Below are 24572 nucleotides of genomic sequence, written 5' to 3'. Positions count from 1 at the left end.
CTAAGCCTTGTTGAGCTTGTTCGCCTGCGCGTTGTAGACGGCCACCAGGTCCGATTTGGCTTGGTCCATGGAGTTGTCCGGATTGTGGACCTCGGCCGCAACGAGAACGCCGCGAACCAAACCAACCGCCGTGAGCTCGACGCTCGCATCTTGCGGGTCTGACACGGCAACCACCCCCGACGGCAGCCCCGTGACATTGATCGTCTCCGCATCACTGGACACACATCGGGGTGCTGCCGCGGGGTCGGGTGTCGGATCGATGAGGGCCAGCATCGTACGGAACTCCCGCGTCTTACCAGAACCGTCCAGGGTTGCCTGGGCGGTCTGGCCCTTGCCGCCCCACGGGCACCTATCCGTTGATTCCTCGTCGACTGATTTCACACCCCGCTGCTTGTATCTGCCGCCATCGACCGACGGAAACTCGTTCTCGGTCAACAGCATCGACGCGGTCAGGTCGGTGATGTCGGGCTTGGACTTCGTCGCCGTCAGGACCGCGATCATTGCGATCACCACGGCGGCGACAACGAAGACCACCCCGCCGCCGATCAGCCAAAACTTGGTGGAGCGCCCCTTGGCCGCGGGCGGCGGTGCCGTACCGGGTGCCGGCTGCCAGCCCGGTGGGTACTGCGCACTCGGGTCACCCGGCTGATCCGGCCCCGGTTGCGGCGCGCCCGGCTGGCCCGGCCAGGGGTTCCCCGACGGTCCACCCGCCTGCGGATCCCACGGACCCGTCATCGAACCCACCCCGCCGTCACCGCAGTCAGCACCGTCACGACGCTCTCCCGTCTCCGCCCCGCGCTCCCGGGACAGTTTCACAGCCACTTCTTCACAGCCACTTCTTCACAGCCACTTCCCAGCGACGCTAAGAGGCTCCTCCCCCCTCGTCAAGCGGCCCGCCGGGCGTCCAGTCTTGCCTTGTGTCCCACCGCGCCGGCGGGTCATCGAACGCAAGCCAACGCTCGAGGCGTGACGATCAGGCCTTGTCGAGCTTGTCGGCCTGTCGGTTGTAGACGGTCACCAGATCCGCTTTGACCTGGTCCATGGCGCCACCCCGGTCCTTCACCGCAACACGCATGAGCACTCCGCGGACATACCCGAAGGCGCTGAGGTTGGCTCCCTCGCCATCGCCGGCCAATGAGAAGGCCACGGCCCCCGACGGCAGCCCGGGGACATCGAACGTGTGCACGCTGTCGGGGAGGCAATCGGGAAACGCGCCCAGGTCGGGCTTGCGTTCGGCAACCACCAGCAGCACTTCCATGGTCTTGTCCCGGGAATCGGTGGCGACGCCGGCCTCGCCGCGCTGCACCATGCCTCCCCAGCCGCATTTGGGGTCCTGCTCGTCACGCATCGTGATCACCGACGACAGCCGGTACCGACCGCCGTCGACGACGGGGAACTCGGTTGCGGTCAGGAACATGGTGTCGGTCAGGGTGATGATGTCGGGCTTGGGCTTGTCGGAACCGAGCAGCGTGAGCGCAATGGCAACGACGACCAGGACCAGCCCGCCACCGACCAACCAGAACCTGGGCGAGCGCCCGTCCGGCGCGCCCTTCTCGGCATCCGGAGCCACTCCGGGCTGCGGCGATTCCTCACCCGGGTCCCCGGACTCCGCCATCACGCCCCCTGCCGTCGACCCCGATGTGTTCGGGGCCTGTCGCCCGCGACGCTAAAAGGCACCTCCCCCGCCGTCAAGCCGAACCCACCGCGATTCAGGATCGACCGGGCCGGCAATCCCAGGACTCCGCAGCCCCCGCGCACGCCCGCGAGGAGCTGGGCGCTTACTTGGCCGGCGCCTTCTTGACGGCCGTTTTCTTGGCCGGGGCTTGCTTGGCCGCTGCTGCCTTGACGGGTGCTGCCTTAGCCGGCGCCTTCTTGGCCGGCGCTCTCTTCGCCGGCTCGGCTTGCACCTTCGCGCGGGCGGCATCGAGCAGTTCCTCGACGGCGCCGCTCAGGCACTGCTCGTACACCTCGGGGTCGGGGAGGGCCTTGCGGTCGGCGGTGAAGCAGAACGTCACCCGGTTGCCGTAGCTGCCGATGCCGTTGTTGAGCCCCATGCCGTCGAGCACCGGGCCCAGGCCGGTGGTGTCGACCATCTGTGCGCCGCAGAAGTACATCGGGGTCTGCGGTCCGGGGACGTTGCTCACCAGGGTGTGGGCGGCGACGGCGCGCCCCCGCCGGCTCAGGGCACGCACCGCGGCCCGTTGCACCGTGCCCATCAGCCCGCCGATGGCCTCCTCCGACATCGCGATCAGCGCTCGGACGGGGTGGGCTCCTGACTCCTTGACGTGCGCGGTCGAGGTCACGATGCGCGCCAGCCGGACCAGCGGGTCCTCCTCGTCGGTCGCCATTGTGATGGGCGCGACGGAATACTCGTTTCCGCTGGTCTGAGTGCTGGTCTCCGAGGTTGCCGTGCCGCTGGCGCGGGTGGCCGTCGGGCGGACCGAGATCGGCATCATCGCCACCATGGCCTCGTCGGGCAACTCGTCCTTGTCCAGGAGGTAGCGCCGGATGGCCCCGCCGACGACGGCGACACCGACGTCGTTGATCGTCGCGTTCGGCACCGCCGCGCGGATCTCTTTGAGGACGTCCAGTGTCGTGTACGCGGTGCCGAACACCCGGTGTGGCGACACCACCTGGTTGAACCGGGTCGCCTTGGGCAGCGTCGCCGGCGACGTCACGGACGGGTCGCGGGTGTCGGATACCAGCGCGGGTAGTTGTGGCGCCACCGAGACGACCTGGCGCAGGACGTCGACCGGCCGGGCGACACCGTGCAGCGCCGCGCGGCTCAGCAGGTCCAGGTCGGACGGGACGGTGTCCGGTTCCCAGTGGTAACCCTCCGGGATCGGCGGTGCACTGTCCCCGGGTTCCTGGCTGTGGATCGCGGTGAGGATCTCGGCGCCGGCGACACCGTCGATGGCGGAGTGGTGTATCCGCAGGAATACCGCGAAGGCACCCTGCGGCAGGTGGTCGACCCCGTCGAGCCCGTCGATCAGGTACAGCTCCCAGGGCGGCCTGCTGAGGTCCAGGGGTCGCGCGTGGATCCGGGCGATCTGAGTGCACAGCTGCCGCCAACTGCCCGGCGCGGGCAGCGCGATCTCCCGAAGGTGGTACTCCAGGTCGAAGTCCCCGTCCCGGATCCACCAGGGCCGGTCCAGCCCGAACGGGACTTCGACGAGCCGTTCCCGGAAGCTTTCGGCGACGTGCAGGCGCGCTTCGAGGTACTTCAGCACCTCCTCGTAGGTGACCGGGCCGCGCGACTCACCGCGCGTCGACGGGTCGTAGATGCCGACGATGCCGATGGTGTTGTGGGCGGTCGAGGTGTCGAGTGCCACCATCGTCCAGTCGGCACTGGAAAGTTGGCGCATTGTTCCTCCTCCGCTTCCTCAGGATTGGTGCCGCAGACCGGACGAGCGCAGGACCGAGGCGATGTAGTCGTCGTAGTCCGACCCGCGCCACGCGGTGACGTGACCCCGGGGGCACCAGGCGATCGACGGCTCGTCCCAGTGCTGCCAGAGTTCGGCGGCACCGCGCGGCGGCGCGATTCGGTCGACCTGTCCCGCCACGATGAACCGCCGCTCATGTGGGACCAGACACGGCCGGGCAAGTGGCGAGACGACCCGGTGCACGAGCGTCGAGCGGTGGTCGTGCACCTGGCGGTGCAGTCGCCGTCTCGCCGGTGTGACCGGCTCCGCGTCGCGCATCGAGGCGGCCAGGTCGCTCGTCGGGACGACGGCGACCAGGCAGGCCAGGTCACCCTCGAGGGTGGACAGCAGGTTGCCGACGTAGGAGCCCAGCGACACGCCGAGCAGGCCGACCGACGGTGCCTGCTGGTCTTCGCGCAGCCACCGCAGCAGCCGGCGGATGTCCCACACCGCCTGGGTGAGCCCCAGCACGTTGTTCGTCGCGAAGACGTTGGACGCAAACTGCCGTGTCGGGGAGAAGCCGCAGGAGCGGGGGCCGTGCAGTGGGAGTACGGGCAGCGCGACGTTGACGCCGAGCTCGTCGTGGAGCCGGCGCACGCGCAGCATATTGATGTCCGACGGCCGTCCCATCCCCTGCCCGTGCACGGCGACCAGCCACGGACGCGGACCGCCGGGATGGCGCAGCAGCCGGACCGGCACCCGTTCGTTGGCCAAGAACGTCAGCCAGCGCTCGCCGCCGGGTTCGCCCGCCTCGGGTCGCCACCCACTGTCGAAGCGGGCGACTTCCAGCTCGGGCGAACGCGTTTCGATTGCAACGTCGTCCGGCGCGTCCGGACGTCGGTGCCGCAGCTCCGGGGCGTCGAGCCAACCCGCGTCACGGTAGTGGCGGACGGCGGCATCGAGTTCGGCCGATGCGGCCGCGTACTGCTGCGGTGACCCGAACGAAGACAGCAGCGGCATCGGGGCTGCCAGCAGCGCGTCGACGGCTGCGGCCATCCCGAGCCCGATCGACGGCTCAGGCACCGGCACGCCGTCGCGCATCATGACGCCACGCCGGCGCGCCGTATCCGCGCGCACCACCTCGCGAGCCCCGGCCATACCGGCCGCTACCAGGGGGCTGGCCATCGCGGCCAGGCCCAGCCAGCTCGCCAGCCTCACCGCTGCGCTCCCGGTGTGCGTGGCGCCCCTGCCGTGAGCCGCCGACTCTGGGGGAGCCACGGAAGCGGGGTCATCGAAAGCCGTCGAGTAGCTGTGCGCGGCAGCTTGTGACATTGCACCAGTTTTGCAGCCTGTTCACCGATAGTCACCGTATTCGCGTTTATGGCGGTCGCTATCCGATCCGGGCGGGCACCCGCTTGATGCCATGGACGAATCCGGACTGCAGGAACACCGGCTGCCCGAACTCGATGTCGTCGATGCGGGTCAGCAGTTCCCGAAGCAGGTGGCGCAGTTCGGTTTTGGCCAGGCTTGCACCCAGGCAGTAGTGCGGTCCCCCGCCGCCGAAGCCCAGATGCGGGTTCGGCGAGCGGCTCAGGTCGAGCTGTCCGGGGCGGTCGAACGCCGCCTCGTCGCGGTTGGCCGAGCAGTAGAACAGTCCGATCTTGTCGCCGGCGCGCACCTGCTGGCCGCCGAGCTCGGTATCGCAGGTGGCGGTCCGGGCGAACTGCATGACCGGGGTGGCCCACCGCACGAATTCTTCGATGGCAGAACCGATCCTGGCATCGAAGTCGGCCATCAGCCACTCCCGCTGCTCGGGGTGGGCGGCCAGCGCCAGCATGGCGTGGGTGGTGGTCTGCTTGGTGGTGTCGTTGCCGGCCGAGGCCAGCAGCACCAGGAACGCGCCGACCTCCTCGTCGGTCAGCCGCTGCCCGTCGACCTCGGCGTTGACGATGGCGGTCATCAGATCGTCGGCCGGATGCACGCGCCGGTGCTTGGCCAGCTCGATCCCGGTGCCTGACAGCAGCAGCATCTCGTTGATGGTGGCGGTCGCCCGCTCCTCCAGCGTGCTGTACTCGTCGTCGCTCATCGAGAACAGCTTCTCGGCGGCGTGCGCGACGGCCTTGCGGTCGGACTCGGGCACCCCGAGCATCTCCGAGATCGTCATCATCGGCAGCCGCGCCGAGCAGGCCTCGACGAAGTCGACGTCACCGGCGCCGACCAGGTCGTCGACGATCCGCACGGCGTTGGCCTGGATCTGTTCTTCGATGCGGCGCACATTGCGCGGGGTGAACGCCGACGAGACCAGCCGGCGGTACACGGTCTGCTGCGGCGGGTCCATGGTGAGGAAGAAGGTGGCGATGCGCTGCACCTCGACCGGCATCGGGTCCAGCGCCACACCCTGGCCCGAGCAGAACAGCTCCGGGTGCAGGCTGGCCTCAATGATGTCGGCGCGTCGGGTGACCGCCCAGTACCCGGGTTCGGTGATGTCGAACAGCGACGGCAGGGCGCGCTGCCAGCTCAGACCCGGCTCGGCGCGCAGCCGGGCGAACGTCTCGTCGCGCGTCGCGAAGGGCTGCGCCCAGAACTCCCGGGCCGAGAGGTCCCACTGGCTGTACGTGCGGTCCGGAGCGTCGATGGAAGTCACCCGAAAAGCGTGACAGTTACCCGTAGAGATGTAAAGTTATGCGAATGATTCCGCGGCGAATTCGACCGGCTCCAGACCCGGCTCGAACACATGCCAGCTACCATCAGGTCGGCAAGCGGGACGGGGCTAAATGAAGGTCGGTGGCTGGTGACAGCAAAAAAGCGGGGCGGAGTCGGTACGCAGCCGCATGCCGTGGCGAAGCCCGGGGGCGGCCGGCCCGGCGCCGATCCTTCATCGGTACACACCAGCCGTCGGATTCTGGATGCCACCGCCGAGGTCATGAGCCGCAACGGAATGAGCAAGCTCAGCCTGTCGGATGTGGCCCAGGAGGCGGGAGTGTCACGCCCCACCCTGTACCGCTGGTTCGCATCCAAGGAAGAACTGATCGACGCGTTTACCCGCTATGAACGCGACCTGTTCGAAAGCGGCATCGCCAATGCGACGGCCGGACTGCGCGGGTCCGAACGTCTCGATGCCGCACTGAAATTCATCGTCGAGTTCCAGCAGTCCTACTCCGGGGTGCGGATGATCGACATCGAGCCCGAACTGGTGATCGCCCGGATCGCCGAGGTGCTGCCGATCATGCGGGACCGTTTGGAGCGGTTGATGTCGGGCCCGGACGCGGCCATCGCGGCGGCGACCGCGACCCGGGTGGCGGTGTCACACTACGTGGTTCGCAGCGACGACCCCGACCAGTTCCTGGCCCAGCTGCGGCACGCCGTCGGGATCAAAGCTGGCTAGACATTTCGGCGCTCAGCGAGGCGACGGTCGCCAGGTCCTCCATCGCCGCCACCGACCGTCGCAGTCCTTCCAGCGCGATGTTCTCCGTCTGCATGCCACCCAGGCCCGCCGTCGTCAGTGCCGAGACGAATGAATAGACCATCCCCTGCCGGTAGCGGTTGAACAACTCGTCGCGATCCAGCTGCGGTCCACCGTTGGCGGGCAACGCATCCCGGTACACATCCAGTAGCTCCTGCTGATGTTCGCGGCGGTCCTCCGGTGTCATGCCGAGCACCAGGGTGTAGGCCAGATCGCGCGACGGGTGACCGCGGCGGACCACCTGCCAATCCAGCAGTCCCGCAACGCCGTTGCGGAGGAAGGTGTTTCCCGGGTGCGAATCCCCGTGCAGCACCACGTGCGGCCCGCGGTCGTTGAACGTGACGATCCGCTGGAGGTTCTCCCACAGGTATCGGCCGCGGTAGACGTCGATGTCGGTGCGCTGCGACAGCTTTTCGGCGGACTTGCGCATCAGCATCGGGGTCAGCGGATTGGCCGGGTCGCTCGACGGCGGCCACAGCCAGCCCAGCGGCCCGGGTCCGCCGGGCTGTGCCGGCATCCGGCTCCAGAAGGTGCCGTGCAGGTTCGCCAGGGTCTGCATCAGCCCGGCCATCTGGTCGGCGCTCAGCGGGTGCAGGGTATCGGGAAAGACACACTCGGAGACGGTCATGTCCTCAAGGACGACGACGTAGCGCCCGGTCAACTCGTCGAAGGCACTGCCGTGGCTGACCGGCACGCCGTCACCCAGCTCCTCGGCGAGATTGCGGTAGAAGCGGCATTCGGTCTCGGCGAGCCGGGCGAGCTCGCCGAGCATCCGAGTGGCCGCGGTGGCCGCGGGCATCTTGACGAAGACCGTCTGGGGCACGTCCGGGCCGGTCAGCCATAACCGCGCCCGGGTGGACGTGCCGTCGGCGCCGTCGAGCACGGTGACCGACTCGACTTCTTTCCCGAGCACCGCCGACAGGCACGCGGCGTCCAGGTCGGCGACCGCGCGCGGGAAGGAGCGACGGGCGCCCAGCGCGGCGTCCACCCCGACCCGCGCGATGCCGTGGGCCAGGTGCGCGCCCAGTCGATAGGCCGGGCCAATCTGCTTCGCGACGTCCAAACTCATCCTCCCGCGCGGGTGATGATCCGCTCGCCGAATTCGCCGATGGTGTCCAGTAGTCGGCCGAGATTGTCGCCGGGCAGCGACACCTGGATCCAGGTCACTCCCGCGGCGGCCAACTCGTCGACACCGGCCAAGTAGGCGTCGGCGTCGAAGTCCGGTTCGCCGGGCCGCCCGCCAGCGAAGTTGGTGAAGCTGACGTCGGTGCCGGTGAAGTCCCGCCCGGCGATGTCGAAGCGGCGGCGCAGGTCCGCGATACCGGCGCGCAGCGCGTCCAGGGAATCGAGTGCGGCGGTCCCGGCCGTCTTGGCCAGTCCGGGTGGCGCAGGGAACGGTGCCCAGCCCTCGCCGTACTCGGCGACGCGGCGGCGGGCACTTCCGGTGTTACCGCCGATCCAGATCGGAGGGTGCGGCGCACTGACCGGCCGCGGGTGCGCGGTGATGCCGGAGGCGTTGAAATGTTCGCCGGTCACCGTCACGTCGTCACCGGTCCAGATCGCCCGGATGACGGCCAGCGCCTCGTCGAAGCGTTGCGCCCGGGTATCGAAATCGACTCCCAATGCGGCGAATTCGCGTTTGAGGTAGCCGACCCCGACCGAGAGGACGAAACGTCCGCCGGACAGCCGGTCCAGCGTCGCGCCGGCCTTGGCCACCGTGAACGGGCTGTAGTAGGGCAGTACCACAATGTTCGGGATGAGCCGCAGGGTCGAGGTGCGCGCGGCGGCGAAGCCCATCGCGGAGAACGGGTCGAGACTGTCGTGGCCGCCCGCGTCGAGCCAGCGCTGGGTGGGCGCCGGGTGGTCGGTGAATCCCAGGGATCCGAAGCCGGCCGCTTCCAGCGCCTCAGCGACGGCACCGACCGATGCCCCGGTGAGCAGCTCAGGATTCGCCGGGTGGGCGACGATCGGATATGTCACGGCGAACCGCACCGGTTGGACCACGCTGTTGCCTCTCGCTGACATTACAACTAAGAACAGATATGTAATGTAGCTTACATTCCGGCGATGCTCACGCGAAATTCCTGGAACGTCGTCTGCGTACGCGCCCCGTACGCTGACCGCCATGGACAACGACGGGCGGATCCGGGTTCCCGCGGACCTCGACGAGGTGAGCACCCTCGGCGCCGAGAGCGCCGGACCCGGCGACCGCGCCGCCGTCGAGCGGATCTGGGATTCGGTGCGCGATTGGTACCGCGGCGGCATGCACCCGGCGATCCAGGTGTGTCTGCGCCGCGACGGCGAGGTGATCCTGAACCGGTCGATCGGGCACGGCTGGGGCAACGGCCCGTCCGACGACCCCGATGCCGAAAAGGTCCTGTCCACCCCCGACACCCCATTCTGCGTGTATTCGGCGGCTAAGTTCGTCGCCGGCACAGTCGTGCACATGCTGGTCGAGCAGGGCTACTTCTCCCTCGACGACCTGGTCACCGACTATCTGCCGCACTACGGCCGCCACGGCAAGGGCCGCACCACCATCCGTCACGTGCTGACCCACAGCGCCGGGGTGCCGTTCTTCTTCGGTCCCCGCCCGGATGTGAAACGGGTCGGCGACAGCGAGTACACCCGCGAGCAGCTCGCCGCGATGCGGCCGTTGTATCCGCCGGGCCTGCTGCACATGTACCACGGGTTGACCTGGGGGCCGCTGATCCGGGAGATCGTGGCCGCCGCCACCGGTCGCAGCATCCGCGACATCACCGCCACCGAGATTCTCGACCCGCTGGGTTTCCGGTGGACCAACTTCGGCGTCTCCGACGACGACGTCGCGCTGGTGGCGCCGAGCTACGCGACCGGAAAGCCGCTGCCCGCGCCGATGGCGGCCGCGTTCCGCAAGGCCATCGGCGGCACCCTGTACGAGACGATCCCGCTGACCAACACGCCGTTGTTCCTGACCAGCGTCGTCCCGTCGTCGACGACGGTGTCCAACGCCGCCGAGCTGTCCCGGTTCGCCGAGGTGCTGCGCCGCGGCGGTGAGCTCGAAGGCGTCCGGGTGATCGGTGCGCAGACCCTGGCCGCTGCCGTCGCGCCGAGCCGGCGACTGCGCCCGGATATGGCCACCGGCGGGAAACCGATGGCCTGGGGCACCGGGTACATGTTGGGCGACAAGCGTTTCGGTCCGTTTGGCCGGGATACCGCCGCCGCGTTCGGGCACACCGGCCTGGTCGACATCGCGGTGTGGGTTGATCCGGCGCGCCGGCTGTCGGCGGCGATCGTGAGCAGCGGAAAGCCCGGAAGCAATCCGGAGCCGAAGCTCTATCCCGCGGTATTGAACTCGATTTCGGCCGAGTTGGCCCCGATTCGTTAGCCGGTTTTCACCGGTAGTCGGGACCAGCCCCGCACGCTGGAGGTCCGTGCCCGGGCGGCGTTGTCGTAGTCGACCTGCCAGTCAGTCCAGCGCTTGAGCACCTCTTCCACTGCGACGCGCGCCTCCATCCGGGCCAGCGCCGCACCCAGGCAGAAGTGGATACCCTGGCCGAAGCTCAGATGACCGCCTTGACGGTGGATGTCGAAGCGGTCGGGGTTTTCGTACTTGGATTCGTCGCGGTTGGCGGATCCGTTGAGCAGCAACATGTAGGACCCCTCCGCGACAGTCCGTCCGTACAGCTGCACATCGTCGGCGACGTAGCGCCCCTGCACCGGTGACGGGGGCTCGTAGCGCAGTGCCTCTTCGACGGCCGAGGGGATCAGCGACGGGGCGTCGACGAGTTCGCGTCGCTGGTCGGGGTGGCCGCCGAGGAGCTCCCCCAGGAATCCGATGAGCCGGGCGGTGGTTTCACCGCCCGCCCCGGCGATCATCGCGGTGTAGGCGAGTACTTCGGTACGGTCCAGCCGTCGGCGGGTGCCATCGGGTTCCTCGATTTCGGCGCCCAAGAGGTCGGTCATCAGGTCGTCGGAGGGGTGGGTGGCCCGCCAGTCGATGTAGTCGGCGAACAGCGCGAGGGACTCGACGAAGATCGCTGCGCTGACGTCACCCCCGGCCTCCCCGACCGCGATCTTCTCGTCGGTGGTGGCCCGGATGTGTTCCTGTTCTCCCTCGGGGATACCCAGGAGATAGCCGATGGTGCGCATCGGCATGATCGCCCCGAGGTCGGCGACGAAGTCAAACCCGTCGGCGTCGCGCAGCGGATCCAGTGCGCGAACGCACAATTCGCGGACCAGGCCCTCGACGGCGAGCATCCGCCGCGGGGTGAAGACCCGCGACAGCAGCCGTCGGTGCAGATCGTGCATCGGCGGGTCCTCCCAGAGCAGGATTCCCGGCGGCACCTCCAGTCCGCTGAACAGGATGTCGGCGGTGGTGCCGTGTCCCGAACGGTAGGTGTGCCAGTCCGGCAACGCGGTCGCGACGTCGTCGTAGCGGCTCAGTGCGTAGAAGTTGTACTTCTCGTTGTAGTACAGCGGCGCCTCGGCCCGCATGCGCTGCCACACCGGGTAGGGGTTGTCGTCGATGTCGTAGTCGAAGGGGTCATAGTAGAGGCGATCTTCGGTCGGAATCGTCACGGCACCATCGTCTTTCGTCACCGGGGCTGGTTGGGGACGCCGGGATAGTACTGCTCGGTGGGCCCGACCGTGGCCCAGCCCTTCTCCTTAGCCAGCAGATGCGGTGCAAACACCGCCAGGTAGAGGACGTTTCCGATGACGATGACCGAGGCGATCGAGATCAGCGCCGACTGCAGCCGGGTCTTCGACAGCCGGTCGGCCAGCATGTCGATCACGTTGCGGCCCTGCTCATCGGTGCGTCCGAGCAGGTAGGTGAACGTCATCATCTGCACGCCCATGGCGACGGAGTCGTAGATCGGGTACTGGTGTGTCGTTCCTTCCGCGATCGCCAGTCCGGGGATCACGTAGCCGTAGTGGAACAGTCCCAGCCGGGCGCCGATCATCGCGTTGAAGACGAACGCCCAGCAGAAGCCGACGGTGAACCCGACGGCCAGCAGGGTCTGCGGTCGTCGCCACCCGAAACGGCGGGCTGCTCGGCGGCCGAGTGCCGCGCCGATCACGGCCGGCAGCACGAAGTAACCGATGTAGCCGATCGGGACGGACGAGGGCAGCCCTCCCCAGGTCATGTTCAGCGGCCACCACGACGGCATGCGCGGCAGTTCCGGCGGGAACTGGGCGTACATCGCCCAGTCGTAGGGCGCCTCGATCCAGGAGAAGGAGATCGCCGAGATGGACAGCAGCAGCAGGGGATGCAGGCGGCCGCGCCGGTAACTCAGGTAGATCCCGATGGACAGGAACACCACACCGCTGATGTACGCCCAGGCCACACCGGAGGTGACCAGGAACTGCGTGCTGACGTTCACCGGTCACCCTCCGGGGCCGCGGCGCCGCGCGCCTCCGGATCGAAGTAGCACACCAGCGCCGCAATCAGCGCTATCAGTCCGAACAGTGTGCCGAGCATGACGATTGCACCCACCGCCGCCTCCTAAACCGGGCCGTTCACCACGTAATAGTGGACACTATTAATCGGGGCGGGTCAAGGATGCGCCTATCGTGAACATGCGACCGCACACCGCGGCGGAGAAAGTGATGAACCGTGCCCCAGGGAAGTTCGACCGGGAAGCGGCCCACCGGCGCCAAGCCGGCGACCCGCCGGCCGCCCGGCGAGGCACGCAAACTGCTGCTCGGCGCGGCCCGTGAGCTGTTCGGCCGCCGCGACTACCGAGCGGTCACCACCCGCGAGGTCGCCGAAGCCGCCGGGGTCGCCGAGTACCTGCTGTTCCGGCACTTCGGTGCCAAGGCGGGGCTGTTCCGGGAAGCGCTGGTGCTGCCGTTCACCGATTTCATCGACGAGTTCGGCGCCACCTGGGCCGCGGTGGTCCCCGAGGAAACCGACGAAAAGGAGCTGGCCCGCCAGTTCGTCGGTCGTCTCTACGACGTGCTCGTCGACCACAAGGGCCTGCTGCTCACCCTGGTCGCAGCCGACGGGCTCGGCGACGAGGAGTTGGAGAGCACCGGCATCACCGACATCCGCCGGTCCCTGAGCCTGCTCGGCCGGATCAGCGGCGAGGGCATGAGCTTGCGCGGAATACGTTCCGACCAAACGGATCTGCCCGCCCATTCGGTGGTGGCGACGATCGTCGGGATGGTCGCCCTGCGGTCCACCTTCTTCGGCGACCAGCCCCCACCGCGGGAGGCCATGGTCGACGAGCTGGTGGCGGCCACCCTGCACGGCTTCCTGCACCGGCAGGACTGAGCTCCCAACGGAGCTAGGGCGGGTGATCCATCAGATGGCGTCGATGGCCTTGTAGATGCGCTGCTCACTGACCGGGCGCGGGGTGCCGAGTTGCTGCGCCCACAGGCTGACCCGAAGCTCCTCGATCTGCCAGCCGATGGCCCGAACCGCGTCGGAGTCCCGCCGCTGCGGCGAGAGTCGTTGGCACAGTTCGTCATAAGCGTCCTCGACGGCGTGCACCCGGGTCATTCGTTCGGTGTCGGCGCTCGGCGCCTGCGCTAGCCGCTCGAGTCGGCGCACGATGGCGGTCAGGTAGCGGGTCAGATCCGGCAGCCGTGCCGCACCGGTGGCGGTGACGAATCCCGGCGGCAGCAGCCGGTCGCGTTGTGAGCGGATATCCGCGATCGCGGCACGCTGGCCGGCACTAGGCGCGTCGGGGATCGCGACGGCAACCTGGTGGGCGGCGGTGAGGACGGCGGTGACGCGGCCCAGGAGGTCGGTGGTGCGCGCGACCAGGTGGTCGGCGACGGTCATGCGGGCGGCGGCGAATTCGGCGCGGGTGCGCACCGGCGCGGTGACCAGGGTGTCGACGGCGGCGTCCGCGCAGTCCTCGATCAGGGCGCCCGCCGACCCGTCGGGGTTGTTGCCGAGCATCAGCCGGGGTCCGGGGGCCAGGCCGCGTTCGACGGCCTTGACCGGCGAGGGGGTCGACAGCCGCAGTAGCCGCCGCAGGCCCGGTTTCTGGTTGCTCGCCGCCTCGGCGGCGGTGGCGAATACCGCGACGGATACTCCGGCGTCGCCGTCGTCGACCAGCGCCGGGTAGCCGCGCACGGTGTGTCCGTCCCGCTCGGTTTCGACGACGGTGGGCAGTTCGTCGAGATCCTCGGGCCAGTCGCGCAGGCCGGTGCGGGTCAGTCCGTGGTCGACGGCTTCGGTGACCGCGGTCCGGGTCGATGCGGCCAGTTGGTGCTGCAGTTCGGCGAGGTCCTTGCCGCGGGCGACCTCGGTCCCGTCGGCCCCTTGGACGGCGAACGTCAGCCGCAGGTGCGTGGGGATCTTCTCCGGGTCGAAGTCCTCGGCGGTGACGGAAACGCCGCTGCGCCGGCGTAGTTCGGCGGCCAGGGCGTCGGGCAGCGAGCCGGTGCCGGGGTCCAGGGTATCCAGCAGTATGCGGGCGGTGTCGGGGACCGGAACGAAGTTTCGGCGCAGGTCCTTGGGCAGGGACTTGAGCAGGGCGACGATGAGTTCCTGGCGCAATGCCGGTACCGCCCAGGCGAATTGCTCGCCGCCGAGGCGCGCCAGCACGGCGACCGGTACGTGCACGGTGACGCCGTCGTCGGTGGCGCCGGGTTCGAACCGGTAGCTCAGCGGCAGATCCAGGCCGTCGGAGTGCCAGCTGTCCGGGTGGGCGTCGTCGACCTCGGTGCGAAGCAGGTCGGCTCGGGTCATGGTGAGCAGGTCCGGGGTGGCGTGGCGTTGTTTGCGCCACCAGCCGTCGAAGGTCCGGGTGGAGACGATCTCGGCCGGCACCCGGGCGTCGTAGAAGGCGTACACCTCGTCGTCTTCGGCGAGCAGGTCGCGGCGCCGGGAGCGTTCCTCGATCTCGGCGAGTTCGGCGCGCAATGCGGTGTTGTCGGCGAAGAAGTGGTGCCGGGTCTGCCACTGCCCGTCGACCAGGGCGGCGCGGATGAATATCTCCCGGGCCAGTACCGGATCGACGGGGGCATAGGAGATCCGGCGGCGGGCCACCAGCGTCAGGCCGTAGAGCAGCACACGCTCATAAGCCATCACCGCGCCGCGCTCGGCATCCCAGTGCGGTTCGGAATAGCTGCGGGTGACCAGGTGCCCGGCGGCGCGTTCGACGGCGTCGGGGTTCACCCGGGCGGCGATGCGGCCGTAGAGCCGGGAAGTCTCCACCAGTTCGGCGACCATCACCCAGGCTGGCGGGCGTTTGGCCAGTGTCGATCCGGGCACCAGGGTGAATTTGGCGTTGCGGGCGCCCAGGTATTCACGCGAGTCCCGGCGGCCGTCGCGGCTGCGTTCGGGCAGCGTCCCGATGTGGGAGAGCAACCCGGCCAGCAGCGCGGCGTGAATGCGGTCGGCCGGTTGTTCGGTGGCGCTGCTGCGCCTCGCCGAACCGCCCTGTTTATTTGTGGGCGGTCCCGGCTTCCCCTCGGCTCCGCGGCCACTCGCTACGCTCCCGTCCACTCCGCTGAGCCTCGCCGAACCGCCCAGCCCCACGTCACGACTGATGCTGCGCAACTGGCCGACCAGGTCCTGCCACTCCCGGATCCGCAGGTAGTGCAGGTAGTCATCCCGGCACATCCGCCGAAACGAGCTGCCGGAGCGCTGGTTTCGTTGCTCGCCGAGATAGTCCCACAGGTTGAGGAACGCCAGGAAGTCGGAGTTCGGGTCGGCAAAGCGGGCGTGTTTGGCACGCGCGGCCTCCTCGGCGCCGGTGGGCCGCTCCCGCGGGTCGGGGATCGCCAGCACCGCGGCGATCACCAGCACCTCGTCCAGGCAGCCCTCGGCGTCGGCGGCCAGGATCATCCGGCCCAGCCGGGGGTCGACGGGCAGCCGGGCAAGCTGCCGGCCCAGCTCGGTGATCGTCCCGGCGTCGTCGAAGGCGCCGAGTTCGACCAGCAGTGCCACGCCGTCTCGGATGGCGCGCGGGTCCGGCGGGTCGAGGAAACCGAAATCGGCGATGTTTCCCAGCCGCAGGGCGGCCATCTGCAAAGTGACGGCGGCCAGGTTGGTGCGCAGGATCTCGGGGTCGGTATAGCGCGGGCGGACGTCGAAGTCGTCTTGCGCGTAGAGCCGGATGCACACCCCGGGGGCGGTGCGGCCGGCGCGGCCGGCTCGCTGCGCGGCGGAGGCCTGCGAGATCGGTTCGATCGGCAGCCGCTGCACCTTGGTTCGGCGGCTGTAGCGCGAGATCCGGGCGGTGCCGGGATCGACGACGTAGCGGATGCCCGGCACGGTGAGCGAGGTCTCGGCGACGTTGGTCGCCAGCACCACCCGTCGGTTGGTGTGCGGCGCGAAAACCCGTTGCTGTTCGGCGGTGGGCAGCCGGGCATAGAGCGGCAGCACCTCGACGCCGAATACCCGGTCGGCCAGCGCGGCGTTCAATGCCTCTGCGGTGTCGCGAATTTCGCGTTCACCGGAGAGGAACACCAGGACGTCACCGGCCGGTTCGGCTTCCAGCTCGACGACGGCGTCGATGATCGCTTCGGTCTGGTCGCGCAGCACGGTGCGCACGATTTCCCCGTCGGGATCATCAACATCGTCTTCGGCGCCCGTCGCGGCGGCGGGGATTTCGACTTCCAGTGGACGGTAACGGATTTCCACCGGGTAGCTGCGTCCGGAGACCTCGATGATCGGGGCCGGAGTCCCGGCCGAGTCGGCGAAGTGCGCGGCGAACCGGGCCGGCTCGATGGTCGCGGAGGTGACGATCACCTTCAGGTCGGGGCGGCGCGGGAGGAGATCGCGCAGGTAGCCGAGCAGGAAGTCGATGTTGAGGCTGCGTTCGTGAGCCTCGTCGAGAATGAGGGTGTCGTAGCGCAGCAGCCGGGGGTCGCGCTGGATCTCGGCGAGCAGGATGCCGTCGGTCATCAGCTTGATCAGGGTGGCGTCGCTGGCCTGGTCGGTGAATCGGACGGTGTAGCCGACAGCCCCACCCAACGGGGCGCCGAGTTCGTCGGCGATCCGTTGCGCGACGGTGCGGGCGGCCAGGCGCCGCGGCTGAGTGTGGCCGATGGTGCCGCGAATCCCCCGACCTGCCTCCAGGCAGATCTTCGGCAGCTGGGTGGTCTTGCCGGATCCGGTCTCGCCGGCGACCACCACGACCTGGTGGGCGGTGATCGCGGCGGCGATCTCGTCGCGGAATTCGCTGACCGGCAGCTCCGGGTAGTTGATGGTCGGCATCGCGGCCAGCCGGGCGGCGATGCGGGCCTCGGCGGTGACGAACGCTTCGGTGAGGCGTTCCAGCTGTTGCGGGCCGGGGTCGCGCAGGCCGCGCAGCCGTCGCCCGAGCCGGGCGGCGTCCGCCAGGGTCAGCGTGTCCAGGCGATCCCGCAGGACGCGGATCTCCCGGCGCGACGATTCGGACACCGTCACCAGGGTAGTGGGCGATTCCGGCCGGTCAGCTCACGGTGCGGGGTGCATCGGCGATCGCGACGACGTCCAGGGTGGGTTGGTCGGGGAGCTCGTCGGCGTGGAACCAGCGGAACGACATGAGGCCCTCGGTGTGGTCCTTGGTGGACAGGGCGTTGGGGTGCTCGAGCTGTTCGCGGGCGATGACGATGGTGACGCTGCCGTCGCTGTTGGGTACGGCGGTGCCGATATTGATTCCGCCGCGGCCGTATTCCACGTCCAGCGCCGCCATGTACTGGTTCCACAGGGTGAAGTTCCAGAACCGCGACCGCGGGTGTCGAACGGTGATCACCGCGGCCTGGCCGGGTTCGAGGTTGAACCCTCCCAAGCAGTAGCAGGCGTCGGCCATCGAGTAGCCGTGGGTGGCATCGCCGGCCCGATACGGCGGGGCCAGGAAGTTCTGGCCGGCCAGGATCAGCGGGGTCAGCGCGTAGACGTCCTGGGCGAAGCGCAACGCCGCCCGCAGCGACCGGGCCACGCCCGCATCGGTGTGGTCGGGCACGACGTCGAGCCCGGCGTGGTCGACGACCTCGATGTGCCAGTCCACCCGGGCCTCCTCGGCCGGGAACCGGTGGTAGTCGCGGGTGAGCACGCCGTGGGCGTCCGCGCTCAGCTCGATGAACGGGCCGTCGTAGCCGTCGGGGCGGCGGGGGCCGAGCAGGCAGGAGAACCTGCCGTCGTCGCCGGGCAGCATATCGGTGTCGTACAGCAGGCCGACGGTCTTGTTGGGCCAGGCGCCCGGTTCGGGTTCGTTGTAGACGGTGACCGAGTACATGGCGCTGTCGCCCGGGGTGCCACTGACCCGGTAGGTACGACGGGGATCGATGACTGCGTAGCTGTAGTAGCAGTCGGTGTTGTCCCCGCCCCAGCGCCGGTCGGGGCGCGTCGGGGTGAGGTTGTCGATGAATCGCGGCGCCACCGGGTCGGCGAACAGATTCATGTCCAGGGCGACGCCGAGGATGGTCGCGAGGTTGCGGTAGCCCTCGGCGACGGCGGTCTGTCCGCGCACCTCCTTGGGCCCGGCGAGGAAGTTCTGGTCGAGGTCGGCGAATGCGGACAGTAGTTCCCGCCAGGCCTGTGCACTCTCGGTGTCGGGCATGCCGCCATGATAGTGGCCCGGCGTTACAGATCATCAATACTTGTAAAGTTGGGGGCCCGCGCGTAGCGTCCGACCGGTGAGTTCATCCGCAGCTCCGGCCGCCCGCGTACACATCGACGATCTGGCCCGCCCACGGTTTTCCCCCGAGGCCCAGGCGATCATCGACGGGATGGCCGCCATGGCCGACTACTGTCCGCTCACCGCCGACGGCCTGCACGAGGCCGCGACCGCGCAGACCGGCCTGACCGACTTCGGTGAACAGGACTACCGCGAGCGAATGTCGTTGCTGCTGCAGGCATTCGAGGAGATCCCGCACTTCACCGCATTCGGCCGGACCTATGCGTTCTCGTTGATGCTGACCTTCCTCAAGGGCCGGCTGCGGGTCATCGACCACCTCAAACGGCACCCGGAGATCTTCGACATCGACATCGCCGCACCGATGATCATCGCCGGGCTGCCGCGCACCGGAACCACGCACCTGCACAGCATGCTGGCCGCCGATCCCGCTCTGCGGGCACTGCCGTACTGGGAAGCCCAGGAGCCGCTGCCGCCGCCGGGCGAGGAGGGCACCATCGAACCGCGGCGCCGGCGCACCGGCGAGGCGCTGAACATCTCCAACACGCTGATGCCGTACTTCCAGCTCATGCACGAGATGACCACCGACCACATCCACGAGGACATCGGTCTGATGGTGCAGGACTTCGCCAGCGGCTTCTTTACCACGCTGACGCACCTGCCGCGCTGGTCGGACTATCTGCGCGACCACGACCAGACGCCGGGCTACCAGTTCCTGCGGATGATGCTGCAGGTGCTGGCCCACCAGGACGGCGGGGTGCCGCGGCGCTGGGTGCTGAAAAGCCCGCAGCACCTGGAACAGTTCGTGCCGATCATGAACGTCTTCCCGGACGCGACGATGATCATCACCCACCGCGATCCCGTCGACGTGTCGGTGTCGATGGCGACGATGATGACCTACACGATGCGGATGAGTGTCGACGTGGTCGACGTCCAGACCGTCGCCTCGTACTGGATCGGCCGCATCGACGAAATGCTGTCGGCCTGCCTGCGCGATCACGACAAGCTGCCCGCAGAACGCACCATCGATGTCCGGTTCGACGAGTTCATGGCCGACGATCTGGCGATGGTGCAGCGGGTTTGGGATGTCGCCGGCTACTCCCCCGATGCCCGGTCGAGGCGGGCCGTGGCCGACTATCTGGCCGGTCATACCCGTGGGCGGCTCGGCAGCGTGGACTACCGGCCGGCCGATCTTGGTCTGGACCGCGAGGAGCTGCGCGCCCGGTTCTCGCCGTATGTCGAGCGTTTCGTGAATGTCTGATCCAATATGTTTGCCTGACAAGGAGTTACGACGATGACCCTGGTGTTCGGACGCGGGCCGCTGGGCCCGGATCGGGCCGGCTGGTTTTCGAAGCCCGTGCCCGACGGGCTGGTTTACATCGAACCGCATCCCCGGCGGGTTCAGGCAATCAAGGCCGGTGCGACGGTGATCGACACCGAGGCCGCGCTGATGGCACATCAGGCCGGCCGGCCGCTGAGCTACCTGTTTCCCGCCGACATCGTCGGCGATCTGCCGGGTGAGCCGGAACCGTTGGCGCCCGGCTACGTCCGGGTGCCGTGGGACGGTGTCGACACCTGGCTGGAGGAAGGCCGGGTGCTGGTGCATTACCCGCCCAACCCCTATCACCGGGTGGACTGCCGGCCCACCAACCGCGGCCTGCGGGTCAGCGTCGGGGGCCAGACACTGGTCGACACCACCGACACCGTGATCCTGTTCGAGACCGCACTGGATCCGCGGCTGTACGTGGCGCCCGAGCATGTGCGCACCGATCTGCTGCGCCGCTCGGACACCACCTCTTACTGCAATTACAAGGGATACGCGACCTACTGGTCGGCGATGATCGGCGACGTGCTGGTTCCCGACGTGGCGTGGAGCTACCACGACGTACTGCCGGAAAGTCAGGCGATCGCCGGGTTCTTCAGTTTCGACGCCGACCGCGCCGAGGTGCTGGCCGAACTACCGGGCAGTGCAGGGCCTTCCGGCGACTGCGGCTGCGCGGTCTAGGACCGTCCGGTGTAGGTCGGGCGCGGCAGCCCCAGCGCGTGCTGGGCGATCATATTGCGGAATACCTCCAGGGTTCCACCGTATATACCCATCGGCCCCGCCAGCCGGAAGACGTATTCGCTGCGACCGTCGTCGGCGGCGCCGGGCGTCCCGGTCGGCAGTACCGCGGTGGCGCCCAACAGTTCCATCAGGTCCGGCGCGACCTCGCGCAGTGCGGTCGCGTTGGCCACCCGGCCGTACATGTCCGGGGTGCTCAGTGCGGCCTCGGTGCGCGCCGTGTCCCGGCCGAGCCGGTAGGCGATCGAGTCGTCGTCGACGTCGACGACCGCGGCGGTGGCGTCGAGCGCCTCGGCCAGCAGGGTGGCGTGTTCGGACATCACCGCGATCTTCTGCAGTCCGGCCGAATCAGCTTCTACCACACCGTGTTCGGCGTCCAGCGCGTGCCGCATGACGGTCCAGCCGTCGTTGACGCCGCCGATCCGGTAGGAGTCGGGAACGCGGACGTCGCTGTAGTAGACGATGTTGGTGCGGTCTCCGTCGACGGTGCGGATCGGCTGGATCTCCACGCCGTCGGTGTCCAGCGGCACCAGGAACATGGTGAGGCTGCGGTGTTTCGGTGCCGACGGGTCGGTGTTGGTCAGCAGGAAGACGTACCGCGCGTTCTGCGCGTTGGAGGTGAACATCTTGGCGCCGTTGATGATCCACTCGTCGCCGTCGCGCACCGCCCGGGTCTTGCAGGTCGCCACGTCGGAGCCGCCCTCGGGCTCGGTATAGCCCAGACAGATCCGGATCTCGCCGGTGAGCACCCCGGGCAGCACCTGCTCGCGCAGGTCGGAATCGGCGAAGGCCTCCACCGTGCGGGCGGCCATGAACGTGGTGCCCGAGTGGAACCACGGGGCCCGCGAGCGGCCCAGCTCCAGTTGCCAGATCCGGCGGCGCACCGGGGTGAAGCCCCCGTCGTCCTCGCTGCGGTAGTCGGCGGCGAGGTAGCCCGCGGCGCCCAGCGCCAGGTGCACCGCCTCGTCGAAGTTCTCCCCGGTGACGCGGTCGCGTTCGATCACCTCGTCGGTGACGATCTTGGCGAGGAAGGCCCTCAGGTCACGCTGGAAGGCGGCGTCGTCGTCCGAGAGTTCCACCCGGGAAAAATCCATGACGCACTCCGTTCGCGACACCCTGCCACACCGTGACATCTTCGCACATAAACGTAACGCACGTCGTTAGTCGGGAGCGTCGTAGCTGCGCAGGTAGCTGGTTATGGCGCGCACTCCCTCGTCCAGGATGCGAGCGGCGTCGGGGCCGGAATGGTGCGCGAGCTCGATGATGTGATCGCCCAGCTCGACGGCGAACTGCAGGGCCGTGCGCGGCACCGCCGCGTCGATGAGACCCCACTCCGTCAGCCGGGAATGCAGATACTTCGCGAATGCCGCCCGCAGATCCCGCGCATCGGGCACCATCCCGTTCGCCCGATACGTGTAGTACAGGTCGGCCATGTGCGGGTGCTCCGCCAGTCCGTCGCGGTGGAACCGGCAGATTTCGCCGAACACCTCGTCGAGGGTCGCCGGTGTCAGCTCGGCGAGAAGCGCCAGACCCGCGACGTCGCGGCGGGCCAGGAACGCCTCCAGCAGCTCCACCAGGATGGCCTCCCGATTCGGAAAGAACTGGTAGACGGTCGCCACCGGAATTCCCGCCGCCGAGGCGATCGCGCGGGTGGTCACGGCGTCGGCGCCGCCGGCGTTCAGCAGATTCAGGGCCGACGCCAGGATGCGCTCGACACGTTTGCGGCTGCGCTCCTGGACCGGCTGGCGGCGCCGGAGTTCTGCGGAGACGGCCATGTGACCATCGTGACACACGACGAACATGAACAATGCTCATGTTTTGCTGTTAGCCTCTCCTAAGTTTGACGAGGAGACCCGCATGGACACCGCTGCGCCGCCGAGGCTCGATGCCCGAACCCGTGCCCTGCTGAGCGCGGGGACGCTGGCCGGGCTCCTGGTCGCCGCGGTGTCCTGGACTCTGGCGCTGCTGCGCCCGGGCTTCGACGTGCGCCGGCATGCCAACAGCATGCTGGCCCTCGGCGACTGGGGCTGGGTTCAGACACTGAACTTCATCACCTTCGGGGTGTTGGTGACCGGGGCGGCGGTCGGGGTCGCGCGGGCGACCGCCCCGTCCAAGGCCGGGCGGGGCGCCGCCGTCGGGATGTGGCTCTACGGCGCGTCCTCGGTCGTCGTCGGCGTCAATCCGGCCGATCCCCAACTGGGCTTCCCGCCCGGATCGCGCCCCGACTTCCCCGGCTACGCCGAGGTCAGCGTCGCCGCCCGGGTGCACGGCGTCTCCGGAGCCATCGGTTTCACCGCAATGACGGTGGCCTGCTTCCTGTTCGCCCGCTACTTCGCCCGCGGCGGGCGCCGGGGCTGGGCCGCGGCGTCGGCCGGGACCGGCACCGCCGTGATCGCCGTCGTCGTCCACCTGGCCGCCAACAGCGCCATCCCGACCACCCACTACAACTACATCCCGACCTGGGCCGTCGGCACCGCCCTGTGGTTGTACGTGAGCGCGGTCTGCGCGCACCTCGTGCGCGACGGTTCCCGATGACCATCTGGTTGGCCGCGCCGCCGGAAGTGCATTCGGCGCTACTGTCGGCGGGCCCCGGAGCCGGCGCCCTGCTCGCCGCGGCCGGCGCCTGGGCGACGCTGGGCAGCCAGTACGCCGATGCCGCCGCCGAACTGGCGGCGATCCTCACCACGGTCACCGCCGGCGCCTGGCAGGGCCCGTCGGCCGAACAGTACGTCGCCGCTCACGGCCCCTACCTGGCCTGGTTGCAGCAGGCCGCCGTCGACGCCGTGGCCACCGCCGTCGCGCAGGATTCGGCCGCGGGCGCCTATGCGGGAGCCTTGGCGACGATGCCGAGCCTGGCCGAGCTGGCCGTCAACCACGTCGTCCACGCGGTGCTGATCGGAACGAACTTCCTCGGCATCAACACCATTCCGATCGCGCTCAACGAGGCCGACTACGTGCGGATGTGGATTCAGGCGGCCACCACCATGGCGGTCTACCAGGGCGTCACCGACGGTGCGCTGGCCGCCACCCCGCAGACGCCGGCGGCACCCCCGGTTCTGGCGCCGGTCGCCGGCGAGTCGGCCGTCGCACTCACCGCCGCGTCCGACGCCGGCGCGGCGGCGCAGGCCGCGGACTCCGGGTCGAGCCTGGACCTGGCCAAGATCATCACCGACTTCCTCGAGTCGTACCTGTCCACCGCCCCCGGCGGCGCCGACACGCTGGAATTCCTCCGCAACCCCACCGCGTTCGTCCAGGCGTTCCTGACCGACTTCGCCGCCAATCCCCTGCTGGCACTGGTCACCTGGGGTCCGACGATCTTTCTGATCAGCTACAACTTCTGGGGCTGGCCGCTGTGGTGGACCCTCTACGGGATGCTGATGGCCGCGCCGCTGCTGCTGGCCACCGCGCTGGGCATGATCGGCCTGGCGGGCCTGGCCCCAGTGAACGCCGACGTTCCGGCCGATACTCCCGGTGACACACCGGCACCCGGGCAACCGGTCCGGCCCGCCCCCGACCGGCTCACACCCGTCGCCGGGCTGACCGCACCCACGGCTCCCGCGGCCGGTACCGCGGCCACCGGTTCGGCCGCCGCCCCGGTGAGCGCCACACCCGCCACGCCGGCGGTGAGCGCCGTGCTCGCCTACGCGGTCGCCACCGCAGCCCCCGACGATCGCAACGGCCCGACGCTCACCGACCGCGACGACGCTTCCGCACCGGCGGCCGGTGAGCCGGTAGCCGCACCGGCCGCCGCCGCTGCGCTCCAGGTCGCGCGGCGCCGGGCACGGCGCCGTCGCGGCGCGGCGATGGCCGAACGCGGCCACCGCGACGAATACCTCACGATGGACGACGGCCCGCCACCGACGGCGACGCCGGCGGTCGGCACGACGGCCACGGGTAGCTTCGCCGCCGATCCGGCGGCCACCGCCCGGGCCGGGCGACACGGCGCCGGGACACTGGGCGCGTCGACCGCGGCCGGACTCACCGAACTGCCCGGCGACGAGTACGGTTCGGACGTCCGGATGCCGCTGTTGCCGGGCGGCTGGAACGCGGCCGACTCCGCCTGAGCTCCGGCGCCGGCGTACGTTCGGACAACCCTCGCCGGTGAACACCCGCACCGACGTCGGGCG

20 protein-coding genes are annotated in these 24572 nt (G+C 69.1%); 7 read left to right on the top strand and 13 right to left on the bottom strand.

Annotated elements, in window-relative coordinates:
* The 5 genes from G6N16_RS03280 to G6N16_RS03260 all read right to left on the bottom strand — a co-directional run bounded on the left by G6N16_RS03280 (nucleotide 1) and on the right by G6N16_RS03260 (nucleotide 6006).
* Complete coding sequence (locus tag G6N16_RS03280; protein WP_133052961.1) at nucleotides 1-816, bottom strand: hypothetical protein; 816 nt, start codon at nucleotides 814-816, stop codon at nucleotides 1-3.
* A gap of 157 nt (nucleotides 817-973) precedes the next feature.
* Complete coding sequence (locus G6N16_RS03275) at nucleotides 974-1615, bottom strand: hypothetical protein (RefSeq protein WP_083031801.1); 642 nt, start codon at nucleotides 1613-1615, stop codon at nucleotides 974-976.
* A gap of 163 nt (nucleotides 1616-1778) precedes the next feature.
* A complete protein-coding gene (locus tag G6N16_RS03270; protein WP_083031803.1) occupies nucleotides 1779-3365 on the bottom strand; it encodes a wax ester/triacylglycerol synthase family O-acyltransferase in 1587 nt (528 codons plus the stop codon).
* 18 nt (nucleotides 3366-3383) lie between these two features.
* Nucleotides 3384-4580: an alpha/beta hydrolase gene (locus G6N16_RS03265; protein WP_083031804.1), complete on the bottom strand. Its 1197-nt coding sequence runs from the start codon at nucleotides 4578-4580 to the stop codon at nucleotides 3384-3386.
* Nucleotides 4581-4752: 172 nt separating this feature from the next.
* Nucleotides 4753-6006 (bottom strand): cytochrome P450, encoded by a 1254-nt coding sequence (locus G6N16_RS03260; RefSeq protein ID WP_083031806.1) that lies wholly within the window; start codon nucleotides 6004-6006, stop codon nucleotides 4753-4755.
* Between the two features lie 192 nt (nucleotides 6007-6198).
* Here G6N16_RS03260 and G6N16_RS03255 point away from each other — a divergent pair, with 192 nt between their 5' ends.
* Nucleotides 6199-6747: a TetR/AcrR family transcriptional regulator gene (locus G6N16_RS03255; protein ID WP_234805903.1), complete on the top strand. Its 549-nt coding sequence runs from the start codon at nucleotides 6199-6201 to the stop codon at nucleotides 6745-6747.
* Here G6N16_RS03255 and G6N16_RS03250 read toward each other — a convergent pair.
* Both G6N16_RS03250 and G6N16_RS03245 read right to left on the bottom strand, forming a co-directional pair.
* Complete coding sequence (locus G6N16_RS03250) at nucleotides 6734-7894, bottom strand: phosphotransferase (protein ID WP_083031809.1); 1161 nt, start codon at nucleotides 7892-7894, stop codon at nucleotides 6734-6736. The genes G6N16_RS03255 and G6N16_RS03250 overlap by 14 nt on opposite strands.
* Nucleotides 7891-8817 carry an LLM class F420-dependent oxidoreductase gene (locus G6N16_RS03245; RefSeq protein WP_083031826.1) on the bottom strand — a complete coding sequence of 309 codons (927 nt, stop codon included), beginning with the start codon at nucleotides 8815-8817 and terminating at the stop codon, nucleotides 7891-7893. The genes G6N16_RS03250 and G6N16_RS03245 overlap by 4 nt, the downstream gene beginning before the upstream one ends.
* A gap of 124 nt (nucleotides 8818-8941) precedes the next feature.
* Here G6N16_RS03245 and G6N16_RS03240 point away from each other — a divergent pair, with 124 nt between their 5' ends.
* Complete coding sequence (locus tag G6N16_RS03240) at nucleotides 8942-10189, top strand: serine hydrolase (protein WP_179961236.1); 1248 nt, start codon at nucleotides 8942-8944, stop codon at nucleotides 10187-10189.
* Here G6N16_RS03240 and G6N16_RS03235 read toward each other — a convergent pair.
* Together G6N16_RS03235 and G6N16_RS03230 are read right to left on the bottom strand one after the other, a co-directional pair.
* Nucleotides 10186-11298 carry a cytochrome P450 gene (locus G6N16_RS03235; protein WP_083031827.1) on the bottom strand — a complete coding sequence of 371 codons (1113 nt, stop codon included), beginning with the start codon at nucleotides 11296-11298 and terminating at the stop codon, nucleotides 10186-10188. The two genes, G6N16_RS03240 and G6N16_RS03235, sit on opposite strands and share 4 nt — an antisense overlap.
* A gap of 101 nt (nucleotides 11299-11399) precedes the next feature.
* The gene (locus G6N16_RS03230; protein WP_083031812.1) at nucleotides 11400-12185 is read right to left on the bottom strand and encodes a spirocyclase AveC family protein; all 786 of its coding nucleotides are present in this window, start codon (nucleotides 12183-12185) and stop codon (nucleotides 11400-11402) included.
* A gap of 233 nt (nucleotides 12186-12418) precedes the next feature.
* Between G6N16_RS03230 and G6N16_RS03225 the strand changes: the two genes are divergently transcribed.
* On the top strand, nucleotides 12419-13078 hold the full coding sequence (locus tag G6N16_RS03225) for a TetR/AcrR family transcriptional regulator (protein WP_083031813.1): 660 nt from the start codon (nucleotides 12419-12421) through the stop codon (nucleotides 13076-13078).
* Between the two features lie 30 nt (nucleotides 13079-13108).
* Here the strand turns inward: G6N16_RS03225 and hrpA are convergent, their stop codons facing one another.
* Entirely contained in the window at nucleotides 13109-17167 is a 4059-nt protein-coding gene (hrpA, locus tag G6N16_RS21700) for an ATP-dependent RNA helicase HrpA (RefSeq protein ID WP_234805904.1), read from the bottom strand.
* A 31-nt stretch (nucleotides 17168-17198) separates the two neighbouring features.
* A complete protein-coding gene (locus G6N16_RS03215; RefSeq protein WP_083031815.1) occupies nucleotides 17199-18308 on the bottom strand; it encodes a DUF1214 domain-containing protein in 1110 nt (369 codons plus the stop codon).
* A gap of 76 nt (nucleotides 18309-18384) precedes the next feature.
* Between G6N16_RS03215 and G6N16_RS03210 the strand changes: the two genes are divergently transcribed.
* Both G6N16_RS03210 and G6N16_RS03205 read left to right on the top strand, forming a co-directional pair.
* On the top strand, nucleotides 18385-19644 hold the full coding sequence (locus tag G6N16_RS03210) for a sulfotransferase family protein (RefSeq protein WP_083031816.1): 1260 nt from the start codon (nucleotides 18385-18387) through the stop codon (nucleotides 19642-19644).
* A 33-nt stretch (nucleotides 19645-19677) separates the two neighbouring features.
* A complete protein-coding gene (locus tag G6N16_RS03205) occupies nucleotides 19678-20388 on the top strand; it encodes a DUF427 domain-containing protein (protein ID WP_083031818.1) in 711 nt (236 codons plus the stop codon).
* Here G6N16_RS03205 and G6N16_RS03200 read toward each other — a convergent pair.
* Nucleotides 20385-21539, bottom strand: a complete 1155-nt coding sequence (locus G6N16_RS03200; RefSeq protein ID WP_083031819.1) for an acyl-CoA dehydrogenase family protein — start codon at nucleotides 21537-21539, stop codon at nucleotides 20385-20387. The genes G6N16_RS03205 and G6N16_RS03200 overlap by 4 nt on opposite strands.
* Before the next feature lie 66 nt (nucleotides 21540-21605).
* The gene (locus G6N16_RS03195) at nucleotides 21606-22220 is read right to left on the bottom strand and encodes a TetR/AcrR family transcriptional regulator (RefSeq protein WP_083031830.1); all 615 of its coding nucleotides are present in this window, start codon (nucleotides 22218-22220) and stop codon (nucleotides 21606-21608) included.
* An 82-nt stretch (nucleotides 22221-22302) separates the two neighbouring features.
* Between G6N16_RS03195 and G6N16_RS03190 the strand changes: the two genes are divergently transcribed.
* Nucleotides 22303-22980: a DUF998 domain-containing protein gene (locus tag G6N16_RS03190; RefSeq protein WP_163787755.1), complete on the top strand. Its 678-nt coding sequence runs from the start codon at nucleotides 22303-22305 to the stop codon at nucleotides 22978-22980.
* Nucleotides 22977-24509 carry a PPE domain-containing protein gene (locus tag G6N16_RS03185; RefSeq protein WP_083031823.1) on the top strand — a complete coding sequence of 511 codons (1533 nt, stop codon included), beginning with the start codon at nucleotides 22977-22979 and terminating at the stop codon, nucleotides 24507-24509. The genes G6N16_RS03190 and G6N16_RS03185 overlap by 4 nt, the downstream gene beginning before the upstream one ends.
* The last annotated feature ends 63 nt before the right edge of the window (nucleotides 24510-24572 follow it).

Origin of the sequence: Mycolicibacterium insubricum, assembly GCF_010731615.1 — a bacterium.
In the GTDB taxonomy this organism is placed as follows: domain Bacteria; phylum Actinomycetota; class Actinomycetes; order Mycobacteriales; family Mycobacteriaceae; genus Mycobacterium; species Mycobacterium insubricum.
Note: the sequence above shows the minus strand (reverse complement) of the source record. Positions and strands in the feature narration are given on the sequence as shown.